This window comes from Methanoregula sp. PtaB.Bin085, from assembly GCF_002067035.1.
In the GTDB taxonomy this organism is placed as follows: Archaea; Halobacteriota; Methanomicrobia; order Methanomicrobiales; family Methanospirillaceae; genus Methanoregula.
The window spans coordinates 1-19,661 of sequence record NZ_MVQB01000025.1 but is presented as its reverse complement, the minus strand read 5'-3'; the positions used below and the strand labels follow the sequence as shown (position 1 = coordinate 19,661).

The window sequence follows — 19,661 nt, the reverse complement described above, 5'->3', positions numbered from 1 at the left end:
TGCCCGGCAGGCTGCCGGGTCTGTGGGCATATTTATATTGTCCTCCGGTTTATATCCCCGTAGCCAGGTATCTCTTGCTGGTACCGGGGGGATCCGATGAAACCGAAAGCCGACAACGGTCCAGGATGCATCGAGGCGGGCATCCTGGAAAATGCCCTTGTGATGATTGCCGTCCTCGGGAAGAACGGGAAGGTCCTTGCATGGAACCATGCGGCCGAGACCATCACTGGCTATGCACGGGACGACGTGGTTGGGAACACCGGGGTCTGGAAAAAGATGTACCCGGAAAAGCAGTACCGCAATAACGTTACGCGGCGTATTGCCGGTATCCTTGCGGAAAAGAATTTTTTCGAGGGCCTCGAAACGACTATCACGACCCGTACCGGCGGGAAGAAGACCATTCTTTGGAACACCAAGGAGACGCAGACACAGTCAGGCCCCGTGGTCGTTGCCGTGGGGCAGGACATCACGCAGCTCCGGGAGCTCGATGCGTTCCGGACAAGCGTTGCCGAGAACGCCAATGTCCTGATCGCAGTGCTCGGGAAGAAGGGCGAAGTCCTTCTCTGGAACCGGGCGGCAGAAGAGATCACCGGGTATTCCCGGGAGGAAGCTGCCGGACCGGGCGATATCTGGAAACGGCTCTACCCGGATCCCGAGTACCGGAAGAAAATTACCGGGCAGATTACCGGTATCATCGCAGAAAACGAATTCTTCGAGAACCTCGAGACAACGATAACGACAAAAGGCGGGGATACCCGGATCATCTCGTGGAATACCCGGCAGATTTCCGGCGAAGACGGAGGGCACTCCATTGCCATCGGCCGGGATATCACGGAACAGAAAAAGGCAGAAGAAGCGCTGATCGCGTACATGAGCGAGATGGCGATGCGGATCCGGCAGCCGGTGGGTATCATCCGGGACAACCTGAAGGACATCGCCCGGCTGACCCGCGATAAAAAAGTCTCCGGGGACGAGATCGCCATGCTCCTTGACGCGCAGATCCGCAATGCCACCCAGGTCGAGGCCAATGTGCAGGAGTTCCAGAAGGCGGTGCTCGAGAAGAACCGTGAGATCCCGGATGCCTACCGGAAGTTCCTCGGGGGCTGAACCGTGCCCAAAATCGTCAGCCCGGACGAGCTTGCCAAGAAGGAGATCTTCCTCGTGCTCGCAACGCCGGCAACCATCCGCCAGCGCAATATCGACCTGATCAAGGAGATCTCGGGGCTCGGGTACCATACCATTGTCATCACCACAAATTTCCCCTACGCAATCCTCTCCAAGCTCTATGCCGAACAGGGGATCGATCCCGCGAAAGTATCGTTCATCGACACCGTGACCCGGAATTCCTTGGGCAGTGCGGAGAACATCCCGGGCGTCGTCCGGTTCATCAACAACCCTGCCAACCTCACGGACATGGGCATTGCCGTCACCGAGGTACTCAAGGAACATTCCGGCCAGAAGGTCTGCATCCTGTACGACTCCATCAGCACCATGCTCATCTACCTCTCGTCCCCCAATATCTCCAAGTTCATCCACTTCGTCACCAACAAGCTCCGGCTCATGGATATTTCCGGCATCTTCCTTGCAGTCGAGAAAGGACTCGACCCGATGCTGATGACCCAGCTGACCACGTTCGTGGATTCCGTGATCGATACCGGGTAAGTAGATCCGTATGCGGGTCCTGCGGATGGACATGATCGGGTGTCTTTTACGTCCTTCCAGTTTGTCCCACCCACCACTATTCCCCAAAAAATCCCCTCCACAATCCCCTCAAAACAGCCACAAACGCATTCCGACGGTCCTCTTCTCCGCAACAACCACCAGCCCGTCCGGAGAATTATCGGCCCTTGTATCGTTGCCTTATGTGGCCACATTCCGGGCACGGAAACAGGGGATTTGCACCAATAGGAGGTTAAAATGAACGTTTTCGAAAACAATGGTGCCGCTTTTTGATGAAGTATTGCTATCTGGTCCGGAAAATCGGGTAAACGGGGGTCATTTCAGCCCCCGTTGGGAGACTCTCAACCCGGACCCATGGGAGTGCAAGAGAAATTCCACAATCATACCGGAAGCCACCAGGGCTGTTTCCCGGCTGCTTACCCCTCAACAGCCATCTGCCCGTGAGCCGGACCGGGGGCCGCTGGAATAGTGCAACAGCCCGACAATTCCGGGCCTGAAACATGGGGAATTGCGCCAATCAGAAGATGAAACGGGCATTTCCCGAAACAATGGTGTCATTTTTCCGCGAAACAGTGTCATTTGTCCGGAAAAACGGGTGAACGGAGATCATTTCAGCCTTCGTTGAGTATAACCCTCGCTGGTTCCCATAAGGATATCGAGTTTTCCGGTTGTTGTCCGGATCCTGCCCAGATTTCCCTTCAGGTTTTTTTCTAAAACACCGGGTCGTCCGGACCGTCAACATCTGAAAAAACTCAAAGGACAATGCTCCGTTGCGAATCCACTCAGGAACCCTTTGAGCAGACAACATTAAGTGCAGGCTACCGCACGTACCGGTCCCCTCATGCCCGTTTAAGAAACCATTTTTGTGGTATCAAAGCAAGATTTATGACATACCGGGGAAAGGGAACACTATGCCACCCCCGGGAAAAGCGGAAACGCGGGTCCCTGTCGGGCTCGTCCTGCTGTTCATCGGTCTTGCAGCTGTCATCTTCACCGGGGGATTTGTCTTCTACCACCAGCAGGAGGAGCAAATCCGCGGGCAGGTCACGGGAGACCTGACATCCATCGCGTACCTCAAGGCGAACCAGATTACCGCGTGGCGCGGGGAGCGGCTGGGCGATGCCCGTGTCCTGTCCGGGAATCCTTTCCTTGTCGCCAGCATGGAGGAGTACCTTTCCTCGCCGGCTCCGGAAAAACGGGAGAGGATTCTCTCCCTGTTTCAGGAGATCAACTCCTCGTACCGGTACCGTAATGTCCGGCTTGTCGATACCAGGGGAAGGGTTGCGATAACCCTCGATACCCGGGAAAATTCCCTGGATCCACGGCTGGATGAACAGGTTGCCGGAGCGCTCGCTGCAGGAAAACCCGTTCTCACGGATCTCATGCCGGGCTCTGACACGGCGTCCCCGACCCTGTACGTCATCGCGCCCCTCACCGGTCCGGCAAACGGCAGGAGCGAGCCGGTCGGGACCATCGTACTCACCATCGATCCCGCCACCGACCTCTACCCGCTTATCCAGTCCTGGCCGGTTCCCAGCGGGAGCGCCGAGACCCTGCTCGTAGAACGGCAGGGGGACCATGTGTTGTACCTCAACACTCTCCGCTACCGAAACGATACTGCGCTGAACCTGACCGTGCCCCTCACCCGGACCGACGTGCCCGCGGTGCAGGCGGTCATGGGAACGACCGGCGCGTTCACGGGAACCGATTACCGGGATGTCGAGGTGCTCTCGGTGCTGGTGCCGGTCCACGGATCCCCGTGGTTCATGGTGGCGAAGGTCGATACAGCAGAGGCATTTGCTCCCTGGCGGTCCCGGGCTGCCTTCATCATCGTGCTCGTTGCGGTGACGCTCGCAGGGGCGGGCATCATCGCCGGACTCCTCTGGCAGCGGCGGCAGAAGTATTATTACCGTTCCCTCTATGCAGCGGAATCCGCCCTCCGCGAAGAGGAGGAACGGGGCCGGCAGGCGCTCCGCACCAGCGAACAGCGCCTGCGCAGTTTTTACGATTCCGGGCTCTTCGGCGTTGTCTTCTGGAACATGGACGGAAAGATCACGGACGCAAACGACACGTTCCTTGCCATGACAGGGTATTCCCGCGATGAACTGAACGCAGGGATGATCGACTGGCGCGCCATAACCCCGCCGGAGTTCCGGGCCGCAGACGAGAAGGCAGTCGAAGAACTGAAAACCACCGGCATCAACCACGTGCCGTTCGAGAAGGAATACTTCATGAAGGACGGGAACCGGCTACCGGTCCTCCTTGCCTGCGCCATGCTGGACGAACAGCGGTACAATGGTGTCGCGTTCGTCCTTGACATATCGGACCTGCACACGGTCCGGGCGAAACTGCACGAGAGCGAAGCGCGGTTCCGCACACTTGTTGGCGAGCTCCCCGTTGGCATTGCGATGACCCGGAGGGACGGGCAGGGAGAACTGGCCCTGTACTTCAACCGGAACTTTACAGCCATCACCGGATATACCATCGGCCAGGTCCCCTCGCTGGATGCGTGGATGGCCCTGGCATTCCCCGACCAAGTCTACCGCGCTGACCGGCTGCAGGCTGCGCAGGAGATGTATGAGGAGGCTGCCCGCAGCACGACGAGCCTGCCCCGGGTATCCCGTGTCACCTGCAGGGATGGAGGTGTAAAACTGATCGAGTTCCGGTACACCGACCTGAAAGCATTCGGGTTCTGGACCCTGATCGACATCACCGAGCAGAAGAAGGCGGAGCAAGCGCTCCGCGAACAGGAAGCCTTCACCCGCGCCGTGCTCGACAACCTCCCGATCGGGATTGCCGTGAATTCAATCGATCCGGAGATCCGGTTCGAGTACATGAACGACAGGTTCCCGGCAACCTACCGGATATCCCGAAAAGATCTGGCGGATCCGAACGCATTCTGGGAGGCTGTATACCATGACCCGGCCATACGTGAAAAAATCCGCACACAGGTGCTCGGGGACTGTGCAAGCGGTGACCCCGCAAGGATGCATTGGGCCGACATCCCGATCGCACGGGAAGGTGAGCCCACCACCTATATCGAAGCGAGGAACGTGCCGGTCCCGGACCGGAACCTGATGATCTCAATGGTCTGGGACGTGACCGACCGCAAACACTCCGAAGAGGAGATCCGGTCGGCGAAGGCGTTCCTCGACAGGGTCATCGACATGAGCCCGTTCGCCATGTGGATTGCTGACAGCAGCGGGACAGTCACGAGGGTGAACCAGTCCATGTGCGAAACGATCCGCCTTCCCCCGGAGGCGATTGTCGGCGCCTACAATGTCCTCATGGACGAAAACTTTGAGCGCGAGGGGGTCATGCCGCGCGTCAGGGCCGTTTTCAGGGACCGGGTGCCGGTGCGGTTCAGCATCCCGTGGAAGGCGGCAGATGCCGGCGACGTGGATTTCGGGGGGGCGAAGGATTTGTTCATCGATGTCTCGCTCTTCCCGATCCCCGATGCGCAGGGAGGGCTGGCGAGCGTTGTCTGCCAGTGGGTGGACATCACGGAACAGAAGCAGGCCGAAGCCCAGCGGGAAGCGTTAATCCGCGAACTCGAACGGAAGAATGCCGAGCTCGAGCGATTCACGTACACCGTCTCCCACGACCTCAAGAGCCCGCTCATCACCATCAAGGGTTTCGCCGGCCTCCTCGAGGACGATGCACAGAAGTGCGACCCCGTCCAGCTGAAAAAAGATGTCCTCCGCATCACGCAGGCTGCGGACACCATGCAGCAGCTCCTCTCCGACGTCCTCGAGCTCTCCCGGATCGGGCGGGTAGTTTCCCCTCCGCAGGAGACGGATTTCGGCGGGATTGCGCGGGAAGCGGCGGAGATCCTTGCCGGCCCGCTGGCCGAACGGGGAGCGACTGTTGAGATCGCCCCTGATCTTCCCGTGGTGAATGTCGATCATAACCGGATCCGTGAAGCAGTGGTGAACCTGGTGGAGAATGCCATCAAGTTCATGGGGGACCAGCAGCAACCCGTCATCCGCATTGGCGCAACATCCGGGGAAAGCGGCCCGGTTTTCTTCGTACAGGATAACGGGATCGGCATCGAACCCCGGTACCTGACGCGGATCTTCAACCTTTTCGAGAAACTGAACCCGTCGGTGCCGGGAACGGGTGTCGGCCTTGCCATCGTGAAGCGGATCATCGAGGTCCACGGGGGCCGTATCTGGGCGGAATCGGAAGGGCCGGGGAAGGGGACGACATTCCGGTTCACGCTGCCGGTTGCCGGCGATAAAGATAAACCCGGTGCCTGACAGCGATTAGGATTGCTTACCGGGCGGGATCATTTATTACCAAACGGAACGCAGTTGAAATAACAGCAGAGGCAGCCCTCAGACTATCCGGACAACCGGAGACTCCCGTCGGCTCCCGGCGAACATCCGGACCCTCCCCATGACCCGAATCCTGATCGTTGACGACAATGCGCAGAACCGGTACCTCCTGGAATCGATCCTGAAAGGAAACCGGTACGAAGTGATACTGGCGCAGAACGGCGCTGAGGCGCTGCTCGCGGCGGAGGACAGCCTACCGGACCTGATCGTTGCCGATATCCTCATGCCGGTCATGGACGGGTTCGAGCTCTGTAGGCGCTGGAAGGCCGATGAGCGGCTGAAAAATATCCCTTTCATGTTCTATACCGCGACCTGCACCGATCCGAAGGACGAACAGCTTGCCCGCAGCCTCGGGGCGGTTCTCTTCGTCATCAAGCCCCAGAAACACGAGGTCCTCGGCAGTATCATCAGGGATCTGCTTGTGCAACGGCCGGTAAATCCGGCGGAAAATGCGGTGAACGGAGGGACCGGCCATCTGCAGCAGTACAGCGAAGCCATGTTCCACAAGCTGGAGAAGAAAGTGAAGGAGCTGGAGACCGAGATCGCCGGGCGCAGGAACGCCGAGGAGAACCGTCAGGGAGCTGGAGCAGAAGAACGCGGAGCTTGCACGGTTCACGTACACCGTCTCCTACGAACTGAAAAGCCCCCTTATCACCATCCAGGGTTTTGCCGGGCTGATTGCGGAGGAATCCACCCGCCGCGGGGACTCAGGCGAGCTGCAAACATATGTCCGCCGGATCTCGTCCGCGGTCAACACCATCGATGCCCTACCCTCCGATCTCCTGAAGTTGTCGCGGGCAGGAAGAGCATCGGCACACCGGAACAGGTCGCGTTCGGCACCGTTGCCCGCGAAGCGGTTGACCTCTTCGGGATGTCGCTGCTCGCAGATCGTGGGATTACGATCGGGATCGATCCTGATCTGCCGGTACTCAGCGGCGATTCTCTCCGGCTCAGGGAGATCCTCGTGAACCTTCTCGAGAACGCGATTAAGTACCGCGGCGACCGCCCAGACCTGCACATCCGGATCGGGATTGACCGGTGGGGGATGGAACCGGTCATCTTCGTGCAGGACAACGGCATCGGGATCGAATCCCGGTATCTCCAACGGATCTTCAACCTGTTCGAAAAACTGGACCCGGAATCGCCGGGCATTGGGGTCGGGCTCGCCATCGCACGGCGCATCATCGAGGCCCACGGGGGGAGATCTGGGCGGAGTCTGAAGGGCCGGGCAAGGGGGCTACCTTCCGCTTCACCCTTCCGGCGCAGGACGTTTCCCTACCGTTAACAATAATACCATGAAGATAAAAGAGTGACTTCTATGGCTGAACTGACCGGGGAACCCCTGCACATCCTGCTCATCGAGGACAACGAGGCGCATGCCGAACTGGTCATCCGCGGGATGCGTGACCAGCAGGTGGCGAACCGGATCCACCATATCATGGACGGCGAACAGGCGCTTGACTATCTCTTCCACAAGGGCGCTTTTACCGACACTGCCAAAAACCCCCGGCCCAACCTTATCCTTCTCGATCTCCGTCTCCCCCGAATCGACGGCCTCGACGTGCTGAAGACCGTCAAAGAGTCCCCTGCCCTCCGGAGGATACCGGTTGTCGTCCTGACAAGCTCCGATGCAGAAACGGACATTGCGAAGTCCAACGATTATCACGCCAACAGTTATGTCGTGAAACCGCTCGATTTCAAGACGTTCACAAAACTTATGAAGGACCTCGGGTTTTACTGGCTCGGCTGGAATGCCAAGCCGATCCCGGACTGAGACGGGGTGTGTGCGTACGTCCTCCGAAGGCGCCACGGTACCGGGAAACGACACACTTCATGTTCTGGTAATCGAAGACGACACCTCCCACCAGGAACTCATCCGCATCGCCTTCCGGCGCGATCCGGGCCCGTTCCGGCTTACCGTTGTATCGGATCTCCGCACGGCACGGGAGGTTCTCTCTTCCGATCCACCGAATCTGATCCTCGCCGACTGGAGCCTTCCTGACGGCAGTGGGATCGAGATCCTGCCCCGCGACCGCAGCGGGATGGTGACGATCCCTCTCGTGATCATGACCAGCCACGGCGACGAGCAGCTTGCCGTGGAGATCATGAAATCCGGGGCCATCGATTACATTGTCAAGTCCTCGACGCTGTTCAAGGATATGCCCCGTTTCGCCCTGCGTGCATATCATGAATGGAAGAATATCCGGGATCGGATACGGGCGGAAGATGCCGAACGGGACTCGCAGAAGCGCCTCGCCGACATCATCGGGTTCCTGCCGGACGCGGTCCTTGCGATCGATGGAACCGGGACGGTCATTGCTTGGAACAGCGCCATGGAATCCCTGACCGGTGTCAGCGCCGCCGCAATGCTCGGGAAGGGCGATCACGAGTACAGCATCCCCTTTTACGGGGAACGGCGGCCGATCCTCATCGACCTCGTCCTGGCGCAGGATAAGGAGATTGAGAAGCGGTACGATTACCTCCGGCGGGACGGGGATCGGCTGACATCCGAGACCTTCATTCCCGGCATGTTCGCGGGGAAGGGGGCATACCTCTGGGGGACCGCTTCCCCGCTGTACGATGCAGCAGGGAACCGTATCGGTGCAATTGAGGTCATCCGCGACATCACAGAGCGGAAAAATGCCGAGGATTCCATGAAGCGGAACGAGGAGATCCTCACGCTCTTCATCCGGCACTCGCCGGCAGCCCTTGCCATGTTCGACCGGGAGATGCGCTACATTGCGGCCAGCAACCGCTGGATCACGGATTACCATCTCGAAACAAAGGAGATCATTGGGAAATCCCATTACGAGATCTTCCCGGAGATCTCCCCGGAGATCAGGGCAGTGCACCAGCGCGGTCTTGCAGGGGAAGTCATCTCTTCTCCTGGAAGTTGTTTTATCCGCGCGGATGGCACCGGACAGTGGATTTCATGGGAGGTCCGCCCCTGGAGGGAGCCGGATAATACCATCGGCGGTATCATCATCTTTTCAGAAGACATCACGGAACGGAAGCTTGCGGAGGAAGCCCTTGCCGCACGCGAGGCAACCCTGAAGACGGTCCTGAACGCGACAGAGGACAGCATAGCACTGCTCGATCGGCAGGGGATCATTCTCGACATCAACGAATCCGGTGCACGCCGGCTGGGGAGTACTCCCGGGGAGCTGGGCGGGCGAGCCGTGTACGACCTCTTGCCCCCTGACCTGGCCCGCACGCGCAAAGACCACATCGACCGCGTCTTTGCCGCAGGGAAACCCGAGGTGTTCGATGACCAGCGCAATGGGAGGATACTGCACAACGAGGTCTACCCGGTCTTCAGTCCAAGCAGCAGGAACGTGGATCATGTTGCTATCTTCGCCTGCGACGTCACCGGCCAGAGGCAGGCAGAACGTTCCCTGAGGGAGAGCGAACGGAAGTACCGCTTCCTCGTGGACAATGTACGGGACCTCATCTGGCAGGCAACCCCGGGCCTCGTCTTCACGTACCTGAGCCCGGCCGCAGAAACGCTGACCGGCTGGACGGCAACGGAGCTGACAGGAAAGTCCCTGCTTAGCATTCTTACGGAGAATTCCAAAACAGACGTCCGGGACCAGCTTATCCACCGGATGGAGGAAGCCCGGAGCGGGGAAGAGGTTAGCGCAACAGTCTTCGAGATCGAGGTCCGGAGGAAGGACGGGGGTCTCCGCTGGTTCGAGGTGAGTTCGAATCCCTCCTACGGCCCCGACGGTATCTTCAACGGTTTCCAGGGGATTGCCCGGGACATCACGCAGCGTAAACAGGCGGAACAGACCCGCGAACAGTACGCAGCGCGGCTGGATGCGGCAATGGCGATCGGGAGCCTCGCGTGGTGGGAGATGGATCTTCCGGACGGGAGTGTGCGCTTTGACGATCGGAAAGCGTCCATGCTCGGATATTCCCCGGGCCAATTCTGTCATTACACAGATTTCACCGTGCTCCTCCATCCCGATGATCACGAACCGGCGATGCAGGCGATGCGGGATCACCTTGAGGGCCGGCAGGCACGATATATTGCTGAATACCGTATCCGGACTTCCACAGGAGAATACCGCTGGTTCCGCGACGTTGGCGGCACCACAAAACGTCATCCCGATGGAACACCGGCGACCGTGACGGGCATCGTCATCGACATCACTGCGAGCAGGCAGGCGGACGAGGCACTGCACCGGGCCAGCCGGTATAACCGGAGTCTTATCGAGGCAAATCTTGATCCGCTGGTAACGATAGGTCCCGACGGGACAATCACGGATGTGAATGCTTCGACAGAACAGGCAACCGGCTGTCCCCGGGACCGGCTTATCGGCACCGATTTTTCCGATTATTTTACAGAACCGGAAAAAGCCCGGGAAGCGTATCGCCGCGTATTCTCTGAGGGGGAAGTACGGGATTACCCGCTGGAGATCCGCCGCCGCGACGGGAACTCCATTCCCGTATTGTACAATGCCTCGGTATTCCGCGATGAGAATGGAAAGGTTACCGGAGTGTTTGCCGCTGCAAGGGATATTACCGACAGGAAAAAAGCGGATGATGCATTGCGGGAGTATGCGAAAAGGCTGCAGGAGGCCCAGGAGATGGCACACTTGGGATTCTGGTCGTGGGACATCAGGACGGGAGATGTCACCTGGTCAGATGAAGTATTCAGGATTTTCCGCCGTGATCCCGCAGAATTCACCCCCAGGATGGATACTATCCTGGCATTATCGCCATGGCCCGCGGAGCATGAGCGCGACAGGGAATTGATCCGGAGGGCCACCGAATCCCGCGAGCCGGGCGCCTACGAACAGCGTTTTCTCTGCCCGGACGGGAGTGACGGGTGGTATTATTCAACGTTCCAGGGACGGTATGATGACGAGGGGAACCTTGTCTCCATTGTCGGGACCATGCTTGATATCACCGACCGGAAAGCAACCGAGACAGCTCTCCGCGAGAGTGAGGAGAGGTACCGGACCCTTGTGGAGGAACTGCCGGATCTCGTCATCGTCCACCGGAGGGGTGAGCTCCTGTACATCAACGCGGCGATCATCCGGCTGCTGGGAAGCACGGCTACGGAGCTGCTCCACACGAATATCATGGAGTACATCGCACCCGAATCACGCCAGACCGTGATGACGGCGCTCGAGACCCGGGAGCGGGGAGGATCCATCGCACCCTATGTTGCCCGCCTTGTCCTGCCCGGCGGATCGACGCGGTGGGTGGAAATCCGGGGGGCCCGTATCATGTACGAAGGTCAGCCAGCCTCCTTCAACGTCCTGACCGATATCACCGAGAAGAAATGGGCGGAGGAGGCCCTGTATGAGAGCGAGAAGAAGTTCCGGACGATCGCCGACTACACGTACGACTGGGAATACTGGATAGGAAAAGACGGCAACTATGTCTATGTCTCACCGTCCAGCAATCGGGTGTGCGGGTACGAGCCGGAGGACTTTTACCACAACAAGGATCTCGTCCAGGAAATCGTTGTTCCCGAGGACCGGCAGAAGGTGATCGAACACCAGGAGACCCTCGGTGCCGCACCGGATACGCAGGTGCTGGAATTCCGGATCCTGACAAGGGACAAACGGATGGTCTGGATTGGGCACATCTGCCAGCCGATCTTCAGCCCCGAAGGAGAGTACCTCGGCCGCCGGGGCAGCAACCGCGATATCACCCAGCGGAAGATCGCCGAGGACGCGCTCCGCGCAAGCGAGACCCGGTTCCGGTCGCTGATCCAGAACTCCTCTGACATCATACGGATCCTGGACCGCGATCGGAAGATCGTGTACGAATCCACATCTTCCGAGCGAATCCTGGGGTATCCCGCCGGGTCCCTTGTCGGCAGGAACCCTCAGGACTATATCCACCCGGATGACCGCGAACGGGTCAGCGAAGATTTCCGGGAAGTCATCAAAGGGACCAATAATGGCGTTCCCACCGAATTCCGGATCCTCAAGGCTGACGGGTCGTACCTCTGGGTCGATGCCATCGGAACAAACCTTCTCGGGGTTCCCGGCGTTGACGGGATCGTGATAACGATCCGGCCGATCGAGCAGCGGAAGCAGATGGAGAATGAACTCAGGGAGAACCAGATCCGGCTCGCCACCGCCATGGACATGGCCAGCCTGGTCAATTGGGAGTTCGATGTGAACACCGGTATGTTCACCTTCAACGACCGTTTCTATGCGCTGTACGGGACGACTGCTGAGCAGGAAGGCGGTTACCGGATGCCGGCGGAAACGTACGTGCGCGAGTTCGTGCATCCCGACGATGTGGCATATGCAACCAGTGTCATCGGTAACGTTGCGTCGATAACCGATCCCAACTATTCCGCAGAAGTCGAGCACCGGATCATCCGCCGGGATGGCGAGATGCGGTATGTCATTGTCCGGTTCGGTGTAATCATGGATAAGGATGGCAGGGTTGTCAGGACCCGAGGGGCAAACCAGGACATCACGAACCAGAAAATGATGGAATCGGAGATCCGGTCACTGAACCGCTCGCTCGAACAGCGGGTCGTCCAGCGGACTGAGGAGCTGAACAAGTCGCTGCAGGAAAAGGAACTCCTGCTGCGGGAGATCCACCACCGGGTCAAGAACAACCTTCAGATCATCATCAGTATCCTCAGGTTGCAGAAACGCCACATCACGGATCCCGTGACCCTCACCGCACTCATGGACGGGGAGAGCCGTGTCCGGTCCATGGCGCTCGTCCACGAGAAACTCTACCGCTCAAAAGATCTCGAGCACATTGACATCGGAGATTACCTCAAAGCGCTCACCCAGTACCTTTTCACGACGTACGCAATCGAGCAGCGGCGGATCGCCTTCAGCGTAGCCATCGGCGACCTCTCGCTCGACATCCAGCGGGCCATACCCATCGGCCTCATCCTCAACGAGCTGATCTCCAATGCCCTGAAGCATGCTTTCCCGGAGGGGAGGAAAGGCGAGGTACGGATCACAGGAAAGAAAGAAGAGGACCGGATTCTCATCTTCATTGAAGACAACGGGGTCGGCTTCCCCGACGGCCTCGACTGGAAACACACGCAATCGCTGGGGATGCACCTTGTGATGACGCTCATCGATCAGGTGCGGGGGACCATCGAGCTGGCGACCGGGAGCAAAGGGTCGCGGTTCACCATCTCGATACCGGTGACAGGAGGAAAAAGACCATGAACAAGGCACGGATACTGATTGTCGAAGACGAACTGATTGTTGCAGAAGACTTAAAGATGACCCTTGTCACTCTTGGTTACGAGGTCGTGGGAATTTCAGTCACGGGCGAACACGCGATCGAACTGGCCGGGGAGACGAGACCCGACGTCATCCTGATGGACATCATGCTTGCCGGGGAACTGGACGGGATCGCGACTGCAGGAAAGATCCGGGCGCAGTACGATATCCCGGTCATCTACGTCACGGCCTATGCCGACGAGAACCTCGTTGCCCGGGCGAAACTGACGGAACCATTCGGTTACATCGTCAAGCCGTTCAACGAGCGGGAGGTGAATTCAAACATCGAGATCTCCCTGTACCGGCACCGGATCGAGAGGGAACTGAAAAAACGCGATGCGATCTTGCTCGCGCTGGGCTCCGGTATCGAGTGGTTCCTCCGGGAATTCATCGCCAGCCATACGATCCCCCCTCCTGCATCCTCAAAAGACCGGGCCGGGTACTCCGCGATCCTCGAGAACATCGGCATTGCAATGGACCTGGTCCGGATCGTGATCTTCCGGTCCGATGCCGGCAGCGGGGCACTGTCGCCTGTTGCGGAATGGGCGGTACAGGATCTCTCGCCTCTCCCGAAGGCCCGGCCGGTTTCCACGCTGAATCCGGCACTCCTCGGGCTTGAATCCCGAAAGGAGGATCTCAGGATGGGACGCGCCGTGCCGTTTGGTATCGACACGATCGATCCGTCGTTGCGGGACATTCTCCGCTCGTACCGGTTCAGGAGCATGGTGGCGCTGGATCTCCAGGTCCGCGATCAGTCCTACGGCCTTATCATCTTCGTCAGCGACCGCGATCGTTCATGGCCGCCGGAAGAGCTCGATGCCATGCGCATCGCGGCAAATATCGTTGGCACGGCAATCGGGATATCCGGAAAGAGTGGCTGAATGCCGGGAATCCTGACAGGGCCCGCCCCCCGGGTCGCGGTTACGCCATCGTCGATTCCGGATTTCCCCTCTCGGAGAGATCCCGGAATTTTCAGACCTGTTTGCATAGCGAACGCGGATATATATACGATACCATGCAACAGGTTTTCCATTGGTCCCGGGAGGGGGCGGGATAGCGGGCGTATCACGCGAACGCGATCGTTCCTGACAAGGCTGGAGAATCATGGTGCGGATTGCAATCATCGATGACGATCCCTCGATTGTGGACGTCTACTCGAACATGCTCACGTTCTTCGGATACGAGCCGGTAGCGTACACCGATCCATCCGAAGCCCTGACTAAGATCCCGCTGGAGGAGCATCTCCCATCGCTCATCCTTCTCGACCTGATGATGACGCCTCTTACCGGCCTCCAATTCCTCGAAAAGCGGCGGACCATCGGACGGCTGAAGGATATCCCGGTCTTTATCGTCTCTGCCTGGGATGTCCCGGACGAAGATCGCAGGAAGTATGCAGGGGACTTTTGCGAGATCGTCCGCAAACCGGTATTTCCCCGCGATCTTGCCGAGATGATCCGGAAAACACTCGAGCAGTAACATCGATGCAGTACCGGGTTTTTTCTCATGATTCAGGAAAAATTTTCCCCCGGTTCTGCGGCAATATGTTTTTTGGCTTCCCGTGAGCATTATGGCAGGTTTTTTGGGGAATTACCGGGGGGATGGAGGGGAGGATCCTCCCTCTTACTTTACCTTCACGACCACCAGCGTGATATCATCCGACTGTGGAGCTGTGCCGGTGAACGATCGGATCTCCGCGACCAGTGTATCGAGAAGTGCCCGTGCCGGTTTTGCCCGGTTCTCACGGAGGAATTCCCTGAGTCGCTCCTCGCCGAACGCCTCATCCTTCTCATTGAATGCCTCCGTCACCCCGTCCGTGTAGAGCACAAGAATATCCCCGTGCCGAAGATCAAGTGTCGTTGTGGCGATCGAAACGTCAGGCACGACACCGAGTGCAATTCCCCGGCTCCGGCAGAGTTCCTCCACACGATCGTCACGCACCAGCATCGGGGGATTGTGGCCCGCGTTCACGTAAGAAAACCGCATAGCGCCGGAATCGAGGATACCAAAGAAGACTGTGACGAACATGCTGGATCGGCCGTCCTCGTAGATCCACCGGTTCGCCTGCCGGATCGCGGCGGAAGGATCCGGCACGGCGCCTCCGCTCACATGCAGGAGCGTCCGGGAAAGCGCCATGAACAGCGCCGCGCTGATCCCCTTGCCGGAGACATCGGCCATGACAATCCCCCACCGGCCGTTCCCGGCAGGGATGAAGTCGTAGAAGTCCCCTCCGATCTCCATTGCCGGGATGGTTGCCGCGGCGATGCCGATGCCCGGGATGGCCGGCGCCGATTCGGGCAGGAACGTGTCCTGGATCTCCTTAGCGATCTCGAGCTCTTTTGTGTACCGCTCCTTCTCGGCCGTGGTACGGCGGAGGTTGTCGATACTGGTCATGAGTTCCTTTGCCATCGTATTGAATGAGACAGCGAGGTCCTCGAACTCATCGCCGGTCTTCAGATCCACCCGGTATCCGAGATCGCCCGATCCGATGGCAACGGCTCCCGCTTTCAGCGCATCGACCGGGCGGGTGATGACCCGTGCAAGGCGCCAGGAGAGGAAAACCACAATCGCGAGGAGCAGGCAAAAAAGGGCAGCGAATACGGTAAGCACCTGGCCGGTCTGTTCTGCAATACGGGCGCTGGTCCTGTTTGTTTCAAGTACTATTGCGGTCTCGGTCTTCGCCACCGGTGCGAGGATCTCCTTTACCGGCATCGACACCCCGAAACTCCAGTTCAGGGACGGGACCGGTGCATAGGCAACGTAATAAAGATCATTGCCGAACGTCACCCGCTCGATACCCTTCTTCCCTGCGGTCATGTTGGCTGCCACGCCGACAAGTGCAGGATTGGCGCTCGAGAAGACATCGTCCTGCATATAAGTCTCATTCCACTGCGTGCCGTTTGCCGAGAGCCCGGGACGGCTGATGACATTTCCCCGGCTGTCGAGAAGGACCGGGTACCCGGTGCCGTTGAGCATGATGTCCAGGATATTGGTGTTGATCGATTCAATGGTCACATCGGTCCCGATTACCCAGGTGCCGTACCGGCCCGTCACGGCCCGGGAACAGGTGACAACCAGCCCGTTTCCCGCCGCGTCGACATAGGGTTCCGACCAGACGGGCCTGCCACGGGCCGCGACCGCGTTCAGGTACCAGTCGCGGGTCCGGGGATCATATTCTGCCGGAGTTTTCCCGGTCGCAGGGTAACGCCACATCACTCCCGAGCTGCTCGCGATATAGATGCTTGCAAGATCCGGATCGGATTCCCGGACTGTGTTTAAGAGGTGGGCCATGCCGGCAAGGGCTGTATACTCCTCCGTCTCCGGAGAAACCGTGGTCCCTGCAATGAAGATTACCGGAGACGCTGAAGGCGGAACCGGGCGGGATTTCTCGTTCACGTACCAGGGCGCAGGGATGATACCCGGGGGATCCCGCTGGAGCTCAGCGGCATTGGCTGCAAGGATACCAAGTTCCGCTTCGGTATCGGAGAACACCACGTTTGTCACCGATGCCTGGTCGGATGCCAGACGGAGCAGGTTCTGTTCGGCCGACTGCATGAGCGCTGCGCTGCTGTCATTCACGGCTTCCCTGCCAAGGGTGACGCTGCTCTCCCCGGCAAGGTTCCCGATACCGGTGATCGTAGAGACGGCGACAAAACCGGTGACAAGGAGCGAGATGACCGAGAGGCAGAGGAACAGGAGCAGGATCTTTGCCCGTACGTTGAGGCGGACCGGGAACACCATCAGAAACCTCTCCGGAGTACCGGCATCTCCTCACCGGAAATACTGCCACACTGCTATCCCGGAACCTGTACCAGCGATAAAGACGAAGACGAGCAGGAGGAGTGCTGCCGCTTCGCTGCCCCGGCCCCGGCCGCGCCGGCCGGACTCCTGCGAGGGGGACGAGACGACATCCCGGCGGATCTCGATCTGCAGCCGCCGGGCACGGACGTACAGGATGCAGATGACGCCGAAGAAAAGGATGATGATTCCTGCGGAGCCCATGGTGACGGGAAGGGGTTTTCCTTCCACGCTCATGATCCCGCCAAGCAGGATCCCGAGAAGGAACGTGGCGGTGATAAAATAAAACCATGCATATTCCCGGGGGAAGACCAGTTCCTGCAGTTTCCGGTTCTGGGCTTCGGCTTTCCCGGTCATCTCGAGGTTCTGGTAGATGATCCCGAGCAGTGCGCGGGCATAGGCATTGCAGGGATTGATGGCCACAGCCTGTTCCAGCGCATCGGTTGCTTCGGTGGACCGACCCAGTTTGTCGAGCGCTATCCCCTTGTTGATCCAGAGATCGGCATCGTACGGGTTGATCCGTATCGCCCGGAGGGAGCATGCAAGCGATTCCTCGTACCGTCCGAGGCTGATAAGGGCAACGGCCTTGTTACTGAGAAGGGCGGGGTTATCCGGGCTGGATGCAAGGGCCCGGTCATAACAGGCAACCGCTTCCATGAGCCTGCCTTCCTGCATCAGCTGGCCCGCCTCCTCGCATTCCCCGGGAAGATCGCTGTGCACCATATCCGGTCACATACCGTTTTCCCCGGGGGTTAATAAACAATGCCGGTATGCCACGACGCCGTTGGGGCTGCATACCGGTCCAGGAGTTGCGTCATCATGACGGCAGCGACAGGGAAAACGTGGTTTCAGGATATCCATGAACGCCAGGCGATGAACAGGAAGAGCGCTGCCGGAAGGATACCCTGGAAGGGCGCAGCCTTCGCGGTTGCTGCCGGTGTCGGGAGAGTTACCGGCAGGGTGGTTACAACCTCCCGGGAGGGGGGAATTTCCCGGACCGTTGGTTCCGTGGTCGCGCCGGCAGGAGCCGGCTGCGAAAACTGCGAACGGGAGAAGCCGTACACGGCTGATCCATCCACGGCCGCGATCACGGATCCGTCACCGCTGGTGGCAACGGAACCGGACCGGATCGCGTTCTTCAGAACGGCGGTGCCAAGTTTTGTCCCGGCCCGGTCGTATACCGCAACCGTTTTGTCCATGCTGCCGGCAACAATCGTGTTCCCGTCATCGGAGACGGCAACACTGGTGACCCAGTGCGAAGCCCGGTCCGTCCAGAGAAGATTGCCGTACCGGTCGAGTACCTGGATCGTATTATCGTCCCTGCCCACGACGATCACAGACCCGTCCCGGGACAAGGCAAACCCGAGCGTGTTCCCGCCGGGCAGGGCACGTTCCCATTCGAGCGTCCCGTCCAGGTTTTCGCCAAGACGGTAAAACCGGATGCGGTTGTTGGTCACGCTGACAAAGGAGAGGTCGCCTGCATCGGTTTCAACATACTCCTGCGTCATGTTGGTATCCGTCCAGTTTGAAAAGAAGGTCAGGTTTGAGGTCTGGATCCCCTTCTGCGAAGTGACAACAACCCCGTTGCCGCTCTGAAAGAACCGGAAATGGTTCATCACCGGCATGGTCCTGTTCTGCCGGATCCCGGACCCGTTCTGGCCGATAAGCCGGATGATATTTGCGCCACCGGCCAGGATGAGTGATGCGTCCGGTGTCATGGCAACCTCGCTCACCGGTACATCCAGACGATCATCCCAGAGCATCCGGCCACTCCCGGAGATCAGGCGCACGTTCTGGTCCCGGGTTGTAAGGATGTAATTCCCGTCCCGGCTGACAACCAGTTTTGTGCCGGACCAGCCGGTCCAGAGTTTCTTCCCGTCGCGGGAGAGCGTGATCAGCTGATCGCCCCCGGCAACAACGGTTGACCCGTCCTGGGAGACAGCAACGGTTGTAAGCTCGCCGGATTCAGGCCCGCTGACGATCCAGAGGGGGTTCACAGCACAGGATACCGGCACGAACACGGCGGCAACGATGAAGAATACAAGACAGGATCGGAAGATTGTACCGTTCATGGAATCATCAGAAAGAGATCGGGAGCAGCCCGCGATAAAGATTCCGGCATAAAAAAAATGGTTATTTGTTGCCCGGACGGGAAGCGAGAACGAGAATGAACACCGCAATGAACAACACGGCAGGGGACAGCGGGGATTCCGGTGTGGCAGACTGGACCGGGTAGGGAGTGGGCAGCGTCTGCGGCCGTGTCGTAACCTTCCTGGTTGTCGTCATGGAGGCAGCGATCGTGGTCGTCTCCTCCGGAATTTCTGTCACTGTTTCTGTTATTGTCGGTAGCGGCCTCGTCTCACCGGTAAACGATGATCGCGAAAAGCCATAGACTGCTGACGGGGCAACGAGCACGATGAGCTGCCCGTCGCCGGTCACCCCAACGGAATTGGGCCTGATGGCATTTTTCACCGTGAAAGTCCCGAGGCGCGTGCCGGCATGGTTGAAGACATAGAGATTCCTGTCGAGGCTGCCGGCAGCGATGGTGTTCCCGTCATCGGATACGGCAACGCCATTGATGATGTCCGTTGCATTCGCCATCCAGACCTGCCGCCCGGTACGGTCC

Annotated in this window: 12 protein-coding genes and 2 pseudogenes; 10 read left to right on the top strand and 4 right to left on the bottom strand. The window is 59.1% G+C overall.

Annotated features, from left to right (window positions below; translation table 11 throughout):
- Window positions 1-96 precede the first annotated feature (96 nt).
- From A4E33_RS04705 to A4E33_RS04670, 10 genes and pseudogenes are all read left to right on the top strand, one after another.
- Window positions 97-1,107: a PAS domain S-box protein gene (locus A4E33_RS04705; protein ID WP_292346531.1), complete on the top strand. Its 1,011-nt coding sequence runs from the start codon at window positions 97-99 to the stop codon at window positions 1,105-1,107.
- A gap of 3 nt (window positions 1,108-1,110) precedes the next feature.
- Window positions 1,111-1,662 (top strand): hypothetical protein, encoded by a 552-nt coding sequence (locus A4E33_RS04700; RefSeq protein WP_292346530.1) that lies wholly within the window; start codon window positions 1,111-1,113, stop codon window positions 1,660-1,662.
- 929 nt (window positions 1,663-2,591) lie between these two features.
- Window positions 2,592-5,939, top strand: coding sequence for a PAS domain S-box protein (locus A4E33_RS04695; RefSeq protein WP_292346529.1), 3,348 nt, complete (start codon window positions 2,592-2,594; stop codon window positions 5,937-5,939).
- 139 nt (window positions 5,940-6,078) lie between these two features.
- Window positions 6,079-6,414, top strand: a pseudogene (locus A4E33_RS14720) (response regulator); the annotation flags it as partial.
- A gap of 184 nt (window positions 6,415-6,598) precedes the next feature.
- On the top strand, window positions 6,599-6,985 hold the full coding sequence (locus A4E33_RS14715; RefSeq protein WP_363053814.1) for a histidine kinase dimerization/phospho-acceptor domain-containing protein: 387 nt from the start codon (window positions 6,599-6,601) through the stop codon (window positions 6,983-6,985).
- The gene (locus tag A4E33_RS14710) at window positions 6,889-7,302 is read left to right on the top strand and encodes an ATP-binding protein (protein ID WP_363053812.1); all 414 of its coding nucleotides are present in this window, start codon (window positions 6,889-6,891) and stop codon (window positions 7,300-7,302) included. Before A4E33_RS14715 ends, A4E33_RS14710 begins: the two co-directional genes overlap by 97 nt.
- A 33-nt stretch (window positions 7,303-7,335) precedes the next feature.
- Entirely contained in the window at window positions 7,336-7,791 is a 456-nt protein-coding gene (locus tag A4E33_RS04685) for a response regulator (RefSeq protein ID WP_292346527.1), read from the top strand.
- 10 nt (window positions 7,792-7,801) lie between these two features.
- Window positions 7,802-13,183 (top strand): PAS domain S-box protein, encoded by a 5,382-nt coding sequence (locus A4E33_RS04680; protein ID WP_292346526.1) that lies wholly within the window; start codon window positions 7,802-7,804, stop codon window positions 13,181-13,183.
- Complete coding sequence (locus A4E33_RS04675) at window positions 13,180-14,121, top strand: response regulator (protein ID WP_292346525.1); 942 nt, start codon at window positions 13,180-13,182, stop codon at window positions 14,119-14,121. Before A4E33_RS04680 ends, A4E33_RS04675 begins: the two co-directional genes overlap by 4 nt.
- Window positions 14,122-14,344: 223 nt before the next feature.
- Complete coding sequence (locus tag A4E33_RS04670; RefSeq protein ID WP_292346524.1) at window positions 14,345-14,716, top strand: response regulator; 372 nt, start codon at window positions 14,345-14,347, stop codon at window positions 14,714-14,716.
- 144 nt (window positions 14,717-14,860) lie between these two features.
- On the opposite strand, the gene A4E33_RS04665 is transcribed toward A4E33_RS04670, so the two are convergent.
- The 4 genes and pseudogenes from A4E33_RS04665 to A4E33_RS04650 all read right to left on the bottom strand — a co-directional run.
- Window positions 14,861-16,978, bottom strand: a complete 2,118-nt coding sequence (locus A4E33_RS04665; protein WP_292346523.1) for a SpoIIE family protein phosphatase — start codon at window positions 16,976-16,978, stop codon at window positions 14,861-14,863.
- Between the two features lie 30 nt (window positions 16,979-17,008).
- On the bottom strand, window positions 17,009-17,758 hold the full coding sequence (locus tag A4E33_RS04660) for a tetratricopeptide repeat protein (RefSeq protein ID WP_292346522.1): 750 nt from the start codon (window positions 17,756-17,758) through the stop codon (window positions 17,009-17,011).
- A gap of 125 nt (window positions 17,759-17,883) precedes the next feature.
- Window positions 17,884-19,107, bottom strand: a complete 1,224-nt coding sequence (locus A4E33_RS04655) for a WD40 repeat domain-containing protein (protein ID WP_292346521.1) — start codon at window positions 19,105-19,107, stop codon at window positions 17,884-17,886.
- Between the two features lie 61 nt (window positions 19,108-19,168).
- Window positions 19,169-19,661, bottom strand: a pseudogene (locus tag A4E33_RS04650) (hypothetical protein); the annotation flags it as partial.